This window comes from Halorubrum salinum, from assembly GCF_024494575.1.
GTDB classification, from domain to species: domain Archaea; phylum Halobacteriota; class Halobacteria; order Halobacteriales; family Haloferacaceae; genus Halorubrum; species Halorubrum salinum.
Window position 1 is genome coordinate 766,917 of record NZ_JANHDO010000001.1, and the last position, 12,748, is coordinate 779,664.

Below are 12,748 nucleotides of genomic sequence, written 5' to 3' on the forward strand. Positions count from 1 at the left end.
CCGTGACGACGACTCGGGTATGACCGATCTCGACATCGACCTCGTCCTCGTGCCGGTCGACGGCAGCGAGGAGTCACACGAGGCGGTCGACTACGCGATCGCGGTCGCCGCCGAGTACGACGCGAGCGTCCACGCCCTGTACGTGCTCGACGAGGACGTGGTCCGCGCGATCGACCACGGCGTCGTCGACGAGGCCGACGTGGCCGACGACACCGAGGCGTTCACCGACTCCGTGGCTCGTCGCGCCGAGGCCGCGGGCGTCCCCCACAGCAACTCCATCGCGTACGGCTTCTCGATGAGCGTGAAGACCGTCCATCCCGGCAGCGTCGTCCTCGACACCGCGGAGGAGCTCGACTCCGACTTCATCGTCGTCCCGCGCGAACCCGTCTCCGGCGACCCCGGTGAGGTGCTCGGGAAGGCGGCCGAGTACGTCCTCCTGTACGCGAGCCAGCCCGTCCTCTCCGTCTGATGGGCGGGTTTCCGCTCGTGCCCGCGGGGACGACGCTCCCGCCGCTGCCGCACCTGATCGCCGTCGCGCTCGCGGTCGGCGCGGTCGCCGGGGGGCTCCGTCGCCGCCGTCCGGCGGTCACGGACCGTCACGTCCTCGCGCTCGCCCCGTGGATGGCGCTCGGCTCCGCCGCGCACGTGTTGTACGTCGTCGACGCGCTCCCGTCCGCGCTCGCGCCGTTCGCCGGGTCGCCGACCGTCTACCTCACCGTGGGCTCGCTCGCCGGCGCGACGTGGCTCGCGAGCGCCGCGATCCGGCCGCAGCGCGTGCCGACCGCCCTCGCGGCGAGCGGCGCGTCCCTCCTCGTCCCGGTCGCCGCGCTCGCGCTCGCGACCGGCGTGTCGCCAGACGGCGCGTTCTGGTCCGGCGCGTCGCTGGCGCTGACGCTGCCGATCGCGGCCGCGGCGTGGAGCGGCCTCACTCGCCTCCGTCCCGAGGCGGCGGTCACCGGCGGCGTCGGCGCGCTCGCGGTGTTCGGTCACGCGCTCGACGGCGTCTCGACCGCGATCGGTACGACGCAACTCGGGTTCGGCGAGCGGACGCCAGTCTCCCGGTTCTTACTCGAGCTTGCCGGGCTCCCCTCGGTTCCCGTTCTCGGCGAGGGATGGCTGTTCCTGCTCGTCAAGCTCGTCGTCGCGAGCGGCGTGACGTGGCTGTTCGCGGCGTACGTCCGCGAGACGCCGGCCGAGGGATACCTGTTCTTGGGGTTCGTCGCGTCCCTGGGCCTCGGTCCCGCGGCGCACAACCTGCTGCTGTTCGCGGTCGCTGGTTGATGTTGTGGACGGTCGAGTGAGTTCCGGAGTCACCACACCGCGAATGCGAACGCCGCGGTGACGCTTCCTAACAGGACCGCCTGCACGAACGACCCCGAGAGGACGCCGATGACCGCGATCAGCGACCGTCGGACCGCGAGGCGCAGATCGTCGGAATCCTCCGCGAGGCTCGCGAGGAACACGGTTCCGCTCAGTCCGGCGACGAGCCCGATCGGACCCATCACGAACAGCAACGCGACGCCGACGAGGGTGCCGACGGCGACGCTCCGTGTCGATGCCCCGCCGAGCCGCCCGGAGACCGCTCCCGACAGTAGTTCCACGGCAGAGGCCAGAAGAGAGACCAGCACGAGCGCCAGCAGAGCGACGACGCTCGGTTCGGCGAATCCGGTGGTGTACGCGTATCCGATGAGAGTCAGCGCCGCGAGGATGCCACTCGGCACGAACGGAACGAACGAACTGCCTGTCCAGACGACGAGCAGCGCGATCGCGATCGCGGCGGCGGAAGCCATACGAGAGCAACGTCGCGCGAGTGCAAAACCGTTCACGTCGAACGGGATTCGAGCACGTCGAACGGGATTCGAGCACGTCGAACGGGATCAGCGTGGGGTGAGCCGGGGCCGAGCCGGCGGCGATTCAGTCCTCTTCTTCGACGACTTCCGGGTCTTCGATCGCCGACTGCAGCGAGTCGAGGCCGTTGACCCACTCGGAGACGAGCCCGTACTCCAGGTCCTCGACGAGGTCGATATCGAGCGTCTCGCCGTCGATGACCCGAGTGCCGGCCTGCACGACGTAGCCGAGCGCGGCGTCGATGTCCTCTTCGGCCTCGGCGTCGGCGGCCGCGCGGACGAACTCGCTCACGTCGCCCTCGACGACGCCGCCGACGACGTACTCCTCGGCCGCGTAGAAGACGGGGACGAGCGAGGTCTGGACGCCGTCGATCAGCATGACCTTGTCCTCGTCGTCGAACGAGACCTCCGCGAGGACGATCTCGCGGATGTCGTGGACCTCGGAGACCGCGCGGTCCTCGTCGATGCGGCCGTCGTCGTACGCCGCGAGCACCTTCACGACGGCGATAGCCGCGTCGTCTTGCAGGTTCAAGAGGAGCCGAGCCGAGTCCTCGTTTTCGGGGTCGAGTTCCTCCTCTTCGAGCCTGTCGAGCCAGTTCTGCCAGCGTTCGTCGGTATAGAACGTTTCGACGGCGTCGTCGTCGGTCATACCGCGTACGTCGCTCGGATTACTCAAATGCCTTTCCTATCGACCGCCCCGCGAGACGGCCTCACACCCGCTCGACGGCGGGATTTTCAACGGTTCACTCCAGCGCCGCCTCGGTGTCGATCCCGTACACGGCGGCGGGCGTCTCGACGTGTGCCCGCCGGACAGCCCCGTCGTACCCCCGTTCGAGGAGCCAGCGAACGCGGCGCGGGACGGTCTTCGGTCCGAGCACCATCCCGGGGCGGTCGGGGTCGTCGACGAAGTCCGTCTCCATCAGGAACGGCTCGCCCGACTCCGCGGCCCGTTCGAGGCGATCCTTGTCGCTCATCACGCTCGGCGTCGCTCCCGCCAGTTCGCCGGCCGCGTAGTGTTTCACGACGCGTTCGGGGGCCATTCCGGACTCCTCCGCGACGGCGGCCAGACCGGTCAGGTCCTCGGTGGCCTCGGTGTGAAGCTGCACGGCGCAGTCGCGCTCGGCCCCCAGCTCGAACGCGCGTCTCGTCACGTCGTTCGAGGCCTCCCAGACCGCGTCGCTCACGTCGTAGTGCGGCCGCCCCGACTTGAGCGCGAGCGCCTCGCCGTCGGCGACGAACTCGCTCGCGACTTCCAGCCCGCCCCGCATGAGGTCCCGCGCCTCGCCGGGCGTGAACTCCCGCTCGTCGACGAGTCGGCTGATCAGCCCCGGATGGACGCCGAGGACGGGCCACGCCCGACCGGGAAGCGCGTCGGTCGCGCGTTCGACCACGTCTATCGTCTCCTCGAAGACGGGCCGGAAGTCGGCGGGTTCGTCGGGCTCGACCCCGAGGAGCCACGAGGGCTTGTTCACCACGAGCAGGTGGGTGCCGCCGAGCCGTGCGAACTCTTCGACGGCCTCGATCCCGCGACCGTGCCGCGGGTCGAGGTGGAGGTGGTTGTCGAGCACGGGGACGTCGAGATCGTCGGTCATGCGTCCAAGTGGAATCGGGCAGCGGTTATATACACCGACCGCGAGGCGACGGTTCGACCGCGAGGCGACGATTCGACCGGCGAGGGGCGCGTCCTTACAGCGGATCGGAGAGCAGCGCGGCGTCCTCGGGCTTCAGCCACTCGCGGTGCGCGTAGTAGACGACCGCCACCGGCGGAGCAGCCAGCGCGGCGAGCGCGTACAGCCACTTGAAAACGCCGAGATCCGCGACGTTCCGCTCGGCGAGCGAGAGCGCGTCGAGGAGGATCGCCGCGGTCGCGAGCGGCGCGAGGAGGTACCCGTGGGCGAAGGCCGCCGCGGCCCCGGCAGGGCTGCCGGCGGCCAACAGCGCCCGGTCGAGCCCGTACGCGACCGCCCATCCGACGACGGCGACCGCGAGGAACCGAAGCCACGGGCCGTCGAACCGCCGGTCCGCGGCCTCGTCGCTCGGACCGCCGTCGGGACCGTCAGACATCCGTTCGGCGCGCGTGTGCACGCTGGCAGTGAGGGACCGAACGGTAATCAACGTCCGGATCGGCGAGATGTGAGTACCGAGATGGTCGCGGCGACCGGACCGAGACGCCGGTCACTCCGCCGACGGGTCGTCGAAGGTGCCTGCGGTGAGGTACCGCTCGCCGCTGTCCCAGAAGACGGTGACGACGAGCGGCTCCTCGCCGGCGAACGCGCCGGAGTCGCGGAGTTCGGCGGCGACGTCCTTGGCCGCGAGGTTCGAGGCCCCGGAGGACTGGCCGACGAGTATCCCCTCCTCGCGCGCGAGCCGACGGCACTCGGCTTCCGCGTCCTCGATGTCGACCGTGTGAACCTCGTCGAGGAGGTCGATGTCGAGGTTCGGCGAGACGAACCCGGGACCCATCCCTTGGAAGTCGTCGACGCCCGGTTCGCCGCCGGAGAGGACGGCGTTGTCGCTGGGCTCGACCGCGTCGATCCGCACGTCGGGGAACGCCTCGCGGAGCCGGCGTCCGGTCCCCGTGATCGTGCCGCCGGTGCCGACGCCGGCGACGAGCGCGTCGACGGTGCGGTCGCCGACTTGATCGAGGACTTCCGGCCCGGTCGTCTCGTAGTGCGCGAGGGGGTTGGCGGGGTTCTCGAACTGCCGGAGCTGGACCATCCCGCGCTCGCGCTCCAGCTCGTCGGCCCGGTCTTTCGCCGCGGAGATGTCGCCGTCGACGAGTTCGACGGTCGCGCCGTACGCGCGCATGAGACGGCGGCGTTCGACCGACTTCCCCTCTGGGATGACGAGCGTCACGTCGTACCCCTTCACCGCGCCGACCACCGCCAGTCCGATGCCGGTGTTGCCGGAGGTTGGCTCGACGATGCCGTCGCCCGGCTCCAGGTCGCCGGCCTCCTCGGCCGCCTCCACCATGTACAGCGCGGGGCGGTCCTTCGCCGATCCGCCCGGGTTACGCGACTCGATCTTCGCGGCCACCGTCGTCTCCGACGGGGAGTCCACGCGCACGAGCGGCGACCCGAGCCCGTCGAGAACGTCGTCGTTCATTACTCGCCCGAAGACGGCCGACGCTCAAATGCTCGACGGACTCCGGCAAGAGGCGCGACCGTCCGAAACGAGCGGTCCGGCCGCGGGGTTCGGGCGGGTTCACTTGCCACCGGCGCGTCGTTTACAAGCCACGGCGACGTATCAGCCCCCATGACGCTCGAAACGCTCTCGCCCGGCGACGCGGACATCGAGGGGCTCGACCAGGCAGTGATCGACGCGCTCGCGGCCGACGACTACCGATTCAAGGTGTGGGGCGGCGACTGGTGTGGCGACTGTCAACGGCAGCTGCCGGCGTTCGCCGCCGCGCTCGACGCCGCCGGCGTTCCCGACGACCGGATCGATGAGTTCCCGGTCACGAAGGGACCGGACGGGAAGGAGGGACCGCAGGTGGAGGCGTACGGGATCGATCTCATCCCGACGGTCGTCGTCGAGACCGCTGACGGAGAGGAAGTCGCTCGGTTCGTCGAGGAGGCCGAGGGATCGATCGCCGAGGAACTCGCGCGACAGCTCGCGGACGCGCCCGTCTCGCATTAAGCGACTCGGCCGTCACCGGGACGACTTACTCGCCGTCGCGCGTCGGTAGGTCCGGCTCGAAGGCGGCCGCCTCGACGGCCATGTCGAGGACGGTATCGACGTTCTCGTCTTCGGTGACGCTCATCGTCGCGTCGACGGACTCGGCTTTGACCGCGTCGTACCGGTCGTGTTTGTTCGCCACGGTGAGGAACGGGACGGCCTCCCCGAACAGCTCTCGGACCTCCTCGCGCAGTTCGAGCTGCACGTCGAGCGGGTAGCCGCAGTCGCCGGAGGGGTCGAGCACGAAGACGACGACGTCGGCGAGGTGCTCCAAGGCGCTCACGGCCTGTCGTTCGATATCGTTGCGCTCGTCGGCCGGCCGGTCGAGCAGCCCGGGGGTGTCGACGATCTGGTAGCGGATGTGGTTCCGCTCGAAGTGACCGATCTGGACGCCCTTGGTAGTGAACGGGTACTCCGCGATCTCGTTGGACGCGCGGGTGACGCGGTTGACGAACGACGACTTCCCGACGTTGGGGTAGCCGGCGATCACGATGGCGGGCTCGTCGGGCCGGACGTCCGGGAGCACCTTCAGCTGGTCCCGTGAGTCGCCGATGTACCGCAGGTCGTCTTCGATCTGGTCCATAACGTCCGCCATGCGCGCGAACGCCTGTTTGCGGTGTTTCCGCGCGGTGTCGACGTCGGAGTTCCGGATCTTGGAGGTGTACTCGTCGCGCAGGTCCTCGATCTGCCTGCTCGCCCACATCACCTGCGAGAGCGCCTGCCGGAGGCGGTCCACGTCGACGATGGCGTCGGCCAACTCGTAGTAGAAGGGGTCGACGTCGAACCCGAAGTCGGGCCACGAGACGACGACGTTCTCGAGGTTGTCCGAGAGCACGTTGCCGGCGGTCCGCAGCATCGACTCTTGCGCCTCGTGGCCGCGCTTGGCGCGGCCGGCGCGCGCCGCCCGCGAGAACGCCTTGTCGACGAGTTCCTCCGAGCGGGGCGTCGTCGGGAGGCCCTCAAATATCATGTTGGCGGCTCTTGCCCACCGACGCGTATAAGACCGTCCGTTCGTCCACCGGCGCGACACGGCGGCACACGGTCGGACGCGCGAAGAACGGGCTCTGTGCGGCCGCCGGGACGCCCCGGCCGCCAGACCGCGGCCACGGCCTCGATCTGCTGAGACGCATGAACGATTATTATGCTTTTTGAGCATATTTCGAGATATACTTATGCTTCAAAAGAATATATGCGTCTATGACGAACGCGTTTACCCCCACCACGTACGACGACCTCGACCCGGACCGCCGACCGAGTCTCGCGGCGGCGCTGGTTCCGATCGTCGCCGTCGTGGCGTTCCTCGGCGTCGGGTCGGCCGTGTTGGGGCTCGACCCGCACGCCCCGCTGCTCTGGAGTATCGCCGCGGTCGGCGGGTTCGGCCTCTGGCTCGGCTACGACTGGGACGAGCTGTTCGACGGCATCGCGAACGGCCTCGTGATGGGCCTGCAGGCGTTGTTGATCATCTTCACGATCTACGGGCTGATCGCCACGTGGGTCAGCGCCGGTACGATTCCCGGACTGATGTACTACGGACTGGAGATCCTCTCGCCGACGACGTTCCTCCCCGCGGCCGCGATCGTCGCCGCCGTCGTCGCGTTCGCTATCGGGTCGTCGTGGACCACGGTCGGCACGCTCGGCGTCGCCTTCGTGGGAATCGGCGCCGGCCTCGGCGTTCCCGCACCGATGACGGTCGGAGCCGTTCTCTCCGGGGCGTACGCGGGAGACAAGCAGTCGCCGCTCTCGGACACGACGAACCTCGCCGCGGGCGTGACGAACACCGACCTGTACGCGCACATTCGACGGATGCGGACCGGCACGGTCGCCGCCTTCGGGGTCGCAGTGCTCGGATTTCTCGCGCTCGGCCTCCGCGCGAGCGGCGAGATCCCCGTCGGTCGGATCGCAGAAATTCAGGGCGCGCTCGGCGAGACGTACGCGATCACGCTCGTCGCGTTCGTCCCGCTCGCCGTCACCTTCGGACTGGCGCTTCGCGGGCACGCCGCGCTCCCGACGCTCGTCGCGGGCGTCTTCGCCGGCGTGTTCACGACGGTCCTGGTACAGGGAGCCGGGTTCGTCGCCGCGTGGGACACGTTCATGTACGGGACGGCGCCCGAATCGGGCTCCGACCTGGTGAACGACCTGCTCGCGACGGGCGGGCTCACCGGCTCGGCCTGGACGATCACGGTCGTCGTCGCCGCGCTGTCGCTCGGCGGCATACTGGAGCGCACGGGAGTCCTCGCGGTGATCGCCCACGCGTTCACGTCGGCCGTCCGGAGCGCGGGCGTCCTCGTGGCCGGAACGGGGGCCTCGGCGATCGTCATCAACGCGCTCACCGCCCAGCAGTACATGAGCATCGTCCTCCCGAGCGTCACGCTCCGGAACACCTACGACGAGTTCGGCCTCGACAGCGACCAGCTGTCCCGCGCGGTCGAGGCGGCCGGAACGCCGACCGGCGCGCTGTTCCCGTGGCACGCCGGTGCGGTCTACATGACCGGCGTCACCGGCGTCCCGACGCTCGAGTACGCGCCGTACTTCCTGTTCGCGTTCTTGTCGCCGCTCGCACTGTTCGCGATGGCGGCGACCGGCTACACGATCGAGTCGGCGTCGACCGCAGGCGCAGTCGAGACGTCGGTCGAGGACGCGCCCCGATCGGCGGGGACGGGATCCGCCGGAACCGCGACGGACGACGACTGACGGCCCGGACCGGTCGAACCGGCGGGGCGGTCGCCACACCCGCAGTTCGGTAGGTTTACCGCCGTCGCTACACCCCAGTTCGAACATGAGCCTAGAGGTCGCCGTCGCCGCCCCGTTCAAACAGCGAGCGAAAGAGCGGCTGGGCGAGGGCGAGTTCGTGGTCGCGCTGTCGCTCGACCGCGACTGGTTCTCGCCGGACCAAGCGAAGCGGCTCGTCGACGTCGCCGTCGGCCGCGGGCTCCTCGACGCGGTCGACGGCGACCTGGTGACGCAGTTCGACCCCGACGACGTGGTGATTCCGGAGGGGTTCACGCCCGACGAGTCCGTCCTCCGCGAGCAGTCCACCTTCGAGACGGCGCTCGACGCGATCGTCTCCGCCGGTGTCGAAAAACAGCGCGCGGTCGCCGGCATCAACGAGCGCCAGCGGACGCTCGCGGTCACCATCGAGGCCGCCGCGGTGCTGTACGCGAAAGAGCACGGTGCCCCGGTCGAGCGTCTCGTGGCCGACGTCCGAGACGACCTCGCGCGAGGCGGCGGAGGCGGGGACGAGGAGGGAGCGATCGGCGGTACCGAGACCGGATCGGACGAGCCGCCGGAGGGCGCGTGATGGTCTCGGACCGCCTGACCGACGGCGTCCGGATCGCACAGCTTCTCGCCTCCGAGGTCTCGGGCGACGGAGGACGGCTCCGCGACCTCGCGCTCGCGGACGCCGACCCCGACGTGGAGCCGACGGCCGACGGCGCGCTCGCCTATCGGATCGGTCTGGACGCCGGGGACGGACGCGACCGCGCGCCCGTCGCAGACGTGTACGTGCAGCCCGACCGCGTCCGGATAGAGTTCCGGGCGGCCGTCGAGGAAGCGGCCGACGCGGCCGCGGCCGCCGACCTCCGCGTCAGGCCGAAGGCGGTTCGACCGCCGCGGACGCTCGTGTTCGTCGAAGACGGCGCGCAGGTCAAGCGCGCGCTGCCGGTGCTCGCGGCCGCCGTCGACGCGGTTGAAAATCGGTGACGCGCGAGCCGAACCCGCGGCGAGGCGTCTCTTCAGTCCGACTGACCGCCGTCGCCCATCGCGACGGTTCGCGCACCCGACGCCGCCGGGTCGTCGGGGGAGTCCTCGCCGACGTCGAACTTCCGGAGCAGCGCCCGGAGCCGGTCGGCCTGTTCGGCGAGCGACCCGGCCTCGGCGGTGGCCTGTGACATCGCGGCGAGCTGCTCGTCGGCCGCCTCGCTGACGTCGTCGGCCTCGTCCGCGGTCGACCGGCTGATACCAGCCACCTCCTCGACCATCGACACCGTCTCCTCGGTGCTCGCGGCCTGATCGTCCGTCGCCTTGCTGATCTCGCGGATCCCGTCGTCGGTCTCGCTCGCGTTGTCCGCCACCTCGGCGAAGGCGTCCGCGGCGTCCCTGACGGCCTCGGCACCCTCTTCCATGTGCTCCTCGGCGGTCCGAACCTCCTCGACCGTCGCCTGCGTCTGCGCCTGCGTGCCGGCGATGAGCTCTTCGATCTCCTGGGCCGCCTCCTGGGTCTCCTCGGCGAGCTGTTTCACCTCGTCGGCGACGACCGCGAACCCGTCGCTCCCCCCGCCGGTACCGCCGGCGCGGGCGGCCTCGATGTTGGCGTTCAACGCGAGCAGGTTCGTCTGCTCCGCGATGTCGCTTATGAGGTCGACGATCTCGCCGATGTCTTCCATCCGCTCGTCGAGGACTCTGACCTTTTCGGCCGTCTCGTCGATCGCGTCCTGTGACCCGCGGACGCTGTCGATCGCCTCGCTCGCGGTGTCCTGCCCCTCGTCGGCGATCGACGCCGTCTGCTGGGCCGCGTCCGCGACGGTCTCGGTCGAGGACGCGACCTCCTCGATGGTCGCGGAGAGGTTGTTCATCTCCCCCGAGACCTGTTCGAGCATCTCGCGCTGCTCGTCTGCCCCCTCCGCGATCTCCGTGACGGACCGGCTCACGTCCTCGCTGCGCGCCTCGGCCGTGTTCACGCCGTCGACCGTCTTCTCGCTGGCCTCGGACACCTCGCCGGCGAACGACTGGACGTCCTGCATCGTCGCCTCGATCTCGTCCATCATCTCGTTGAACGCGGCACCGATCTGCTCCATGGCCTCGCTCTCGCTTTCGGCCTCCAGTCGGACCGTGAGATCGCCGTCGGACGCGCGGTCCATCATCGCGCTGTAGTCGTCGGCCTTGGCTTCGAGGTGCTGATTGAGCCACTCGACCTCCTCGCGACGCTTTTCGACCTCCGCTTTCGCCTCCTCTACGTCCTGTATCTCCGACTTCTGCTCTGCGACGAGGTCGAGTTGACGCTGTGCCTCCTCGCGCGACTTCTCGATGGAGTACCAGTTGACGATCAGCGCGCCCACGAGCCCGAGGACGAAGAACGCGTGAATGCCGCCCCAGATGATCGGGTTCTCGATCGCCGCGGTGTGGTTGTAGACGAGGCTCGAATCGATCAGGCTGAACGCGCCGTGGCCGATCGCGACGTACGCGACGCCGACGGCGAACGGGACCCAGTCCTCGTACAGCGCGAGCACCGCGACGAACACGAAGAAGCTGAAGTGCGCCTCGATGTAGCCGCCAGACAGCTTCACCAGCGCCATCGAGACGGTCATCAGGCTGAACGCCGTGAGCACCGTCCGCTGTCGGCGGCTGAGCCGGGACACGTTCGCCAGCGCCGCGGAGCCGAGGATGATGGCGACGAAGCCGCCGAGCATCCAAAGCGGCGTTGCGGGGATCTGCGCCCCGGTGATCGATTCGGTCCCGCTGTACAGCCCCAAGGCGACGAGGAACGGCACCTGCACGAGGATCGCCAGCAAGATATTCCGGTGACGGCCCGCCCACATCTCCTCGGGCATCGAGGTGCCGTCCGGGATGTACCGGACGACCTCGCGTACCTTCTCCCCTATCCCCTGCGGTTGGCCGGTCGTCGTTCCCGACGCGACCCCTGACTCTACCATGGGTGACATCGACCGATTCCGGCAAAGAAGGTTCTCCCCCGAATATCTCGTCTGATACTGCTAGAGCCGCTCTCTCGCCGACAGCCGGTCGAACCGCGGCCGCCGAACCGTCCCTCCGTTCGGGGTGTCGTCGTCCGCCGATTTCGTATCGTCCGGCGATTTCCCGCCTCCCTCAGCGAACGATTTTAAGACCGGTCGGGCCGGAGTACGCCCGTGACGCTCGATCCGATCCACGTCGAGAACATCGCGCGGCTCGCGTACGGTATCGCGAGCGACGTGGACACGACCGACCACGACGACCTCGCTGTGCGGGTGTGGGACGAGTGGCTTCCCGGCCTCCGCCGCGACGGCCGCACCGTGATCGAGCCCGTCGGCGACCACGAGCGGCGACGAGCGCCGATCGACGACGCCGCCCTCACCGAGCGCCCCTTCGAGACGGTCCACGGGCTCGACTCCGGGACGATCAACCCCACGACGTTCAAGAACGGGCTCGTCGTCGACGTGGCTCACGCCGCGATGGCGAGCGAGCCGACCGATCTGGAGCTCCACCGCGACCGCACCATCGTCGCGACCGTCCACGCGGGCGACTCGACCGCCGACTTCGACGGGGACTGGGCCGAGCGCGACGAGGGACACACCCGCCAGCGCGTGCTCCACGCGCCGCGGGTGAACCGGTACGCCGAGGGCGTCGTTCACGCGCTCGCGTTGTACCTCGCCGAGGGCTCTCACGCGCTCGACCACGCCGACCGGGTCGACGACCTGCTCGTGCTCGACGGCCCCATCTATCCCAAAGAGCTGTTCACGTGGGACGACCGCAACCCGGAGCTCGGCGCGCTCGCCCGCGAGGCGAAGCCCCGCGCGGTCGTCGAGAACTACGTCCGGCTCGTCGAGCGGTTCGTCGAGCGCGACGTGCCGCTCGTCGGCTTCGTTAAGAACCCCTCCAGCGGGACTATCGTGCGCGCTCTCGCCCGCGAGGGCGTCGAGCCGCCGTGGCCCGACGACACCGCGCTTTTCACCCGGCTGCTGGAGCGGCGCGACGACGCCGGCGGCGGACCGGTGGACGCCAGCGGGAACGGAGCGCCGGGCGAGCCCGACGCGAGCGGTGATTCCGGCGAGCGCGTCGACGACGAACTCACCTTCACCACCTGGTTTCACAGCCGCGGCGGGGCCGACGAGACGATGGCCGCCGACCGCGACGCGCTCGGTATCGACCGCGAATTCGACTCCGAGCTGTACGAGCCGACGTTCATGGTGCTGTACGACCCGCGAACAGACGTGACCTACAAGCTGGAGGCCCCGTACGCGTTCACTCGCGACCGAGACACCCGCGAGCGGCTCACCCGACAGGTGCTCGCCGACGTGGCGGCGTCTCGCGGCCCGCCGGCCGCCGTGGCGAAGGCCGACGAACTGGCGCGGATCGCGGCCACGGAGAAGTCCGCGCTCCGGCGGGCGTTCGAGGACCGATTCGACAGCGAGCAGCAGTCGACCTACGACGACCACCGGTGGGGAAAAACTCCGTTGTGACGCCCTCTCGGCGCGCTCGCACGCCCGCACCGCGGCACGCACTTCATCGCC

The 12,748-nt window shown here is 69.7% G+C and carries 14 protein-coding genes; 7 read left to right on the plus strand and 7 right to left on the minus strand.

Annotated elements, in window-relative coordinates:
• The first annotated feature begins 19 nt into the window (after positions 1–19).
• Both NO930_RS04110 and NO930_RS04115 read left to right on the plus strand, forming a co-directional pair.
• Entirely contained in the window at positions 20–469 is a 450-nt protein-coding gene (locus tag NO930_RS04110) for a universal stress protein (RefSeq protein WP_049983071.1), read from the plus strand.
• Entirely contained in the window at positions 466–1,281 is an 816-nt protein-coding gene (locus NO930_RS04115; RefSeq protein WP_256402811.1) for a DUF63 family protein, read from the plus strand. The genes NO930_RS04110 and NO930_RS04115 overlap by 4 nt, the downstream gene beginning before the upstream one ends.
• A 29-nt stretch (positions 1,282–1,310) precedes the next feature.
• Here the strand turns inward: NO930_RS04115 and NO930_RS04120 are convergent, their stop codons facing one another.
• The 5 genes from NO930_RS04120 to NO930_RS04140 all read right to left on the minus strand — a co-directional run bounded on the left by NO930_RS04120 (position 1,311) and on the right by NO930_RS04140 (position 4,952).
• Positions 1,311–1,790, minus strand: coding sequence for a DUF456 domain-containing protein (locus tag NO930_RS04120; RefSeq protein WP_137784400.1), 480 nt, complete (start codon positions 1,788–1,790; stop codon positions 1,311–1,313).
• Positions 1,791–1,914: 124 nt separating this feature from the next.
• Positions 1,915–2,496, minus strand: a complete 582-nt coding sequence (locus NO930_RS04125) for a DUF2150 family protein (protein ID WP_137784401.1) — start codon at positions 2,494–2,496, stop codon at positions 1,915–1,917.
• A 94-nt stretch (positions 2,497–2,590) separates the two neighbouring features.
• Positions 2,591–3,439 (minus strand): TatD family hydrolase, encoded by an 849-nt coding sequence (locus tag NO930_RS04130; RefSeq protein ID WP_256402582.1) that lies wholly within the window; start codon positions 3,437–3,439, stop codon positions 2,591–2,593.
• Between the two features lie 94 nt (positions 3,440–3,533).
• Positions 3,534–3,932: a hypothetical protein gene (locus NO930_RS04135; protein WP_256402583.1), complete on the minus strand. Its 399-nt coding sequence runs from the start codon at positions 3,930–3,932 to the stop codon at positions 3,534–3,536.
• A gap of 90 nt (positions 3,933–4,022) precedes the next feature.
• Positions 4,023–4,952 (minus strand): PLP-dependent cysteine synthase family protein, encoded by a 930-nt coding sequence (locus NO930_RS04140; RefSeq protein ID WP_256402584.1) that lies wholly within the window; start codon positions 4,950–4,952, stop codon positions 4,023–4,025.
• Between the two features lie 150 nt (positions 4,953–5,102).
• On the opposite strand from NO930_RS04140, the gene NO930_RS04145 reads away from it, so the two are divergent.
• On the plus strand, positions 5,103–5,486 hold the full coding sequence (locus NO930_RS04145) for a TlpA family protein disulfide reductase (RefSeq protein WP_137784136.1): 384 nt from the start codon (positions 5,103–5,105) through the stop codon (positions 5,484–5,486).
• Positions 5,487–5,511: 25 nt separating this feature from the next.
• Here the strand turns inward: NO930_RS04145 and NO930_RS04150 are convergent, their stop codons facing one another.
• The gene (locus NO930_RS04150) at positions 5,512–6,495 is read right to left on the minus strand and encodes an NOG1 family protein (RefSeq protein WP_256402585.1); all 984 of its coding nucleotides are present in this window, start codon (positions 6,493–6,495) and stop codon (positions 5,512–5,514) included.
• A gap of 227 nt (positions 6,496–6,722) precedes the next feature.
• Here NO930_RS04150 and arcD point away from each other — a divergent pair, with 227 nt between their 5' ends.
• The 3 genes from arcD (at position 6,723) to NO930_RS04165 (ending at position 9,224) form a co-directional block, all read left to right on the plus strand.
• Entirely contained in the window at positions 6,723–8,216 is a 1,494-nt protein-coding gene (arcD, locus tag NO930_RS04155) for an arginine/ornithine antiporter ArcD (RefSeq protein WP_256402586.1), read from the plus strand.
• Between the two features lie 85 nt (positions 8,217–8,301).
• A complete protein-coding gene (locus NO930_RS04160; protein WP_256402587.1) occupies positions 8,302–8,823 on the plus strand; it encodes a DUF2240 family protein in 522 nt (173 codons plus the stop codon).
• Positions 8,823–9,224: a DUF7993 family protein gene (locus NO930_RS04165; RefSeq protein ID WP_256402588.1), complete on the plus strand. Its 402-nt coding sequence runs from the start codon at positions 8,823–8,825 to the stop codon at positions 9,222–9,224. The genes NO930_RS04160 and NO930_RS04165 overlap by 1 nt, the downstream gene beginning before the upstream one ends.
• Positions 9,225–9,256: 32 nt before the next feature.
• Here the strand turns inward: NO930_RS04165 and NO930_RS04170 are convergent, their stop codons facing one another.
• Complete coding sequence (locus tag NO930_RS04170) at positions 9,257–11,071, minus strand: methyl-accepting chemotaxis protein (RefSeq protein WP_256402812.1); 1,815 nt, start codon at positions 11,069–11,071, stop codon at positions 9,257–9,259.
• Positions 11,072–11,386: 315 nt separating this feature from the next.
• Here NO930_RS04170 and NO930_RS04175 point away from each other — a divergent pair, with 315 nt between their 5' ends.
• Entirely contained in the window at positions 11,387–12,697 is a 1,311-nt protein-coding gene (locus tag NO930_RS04175) for a DNA double-strand break repair nuclease NurA (protein WP_256402589.1), read from the plus strand.
• Positions 12,698–12,748: the final 51 nt, after the last annotated feature.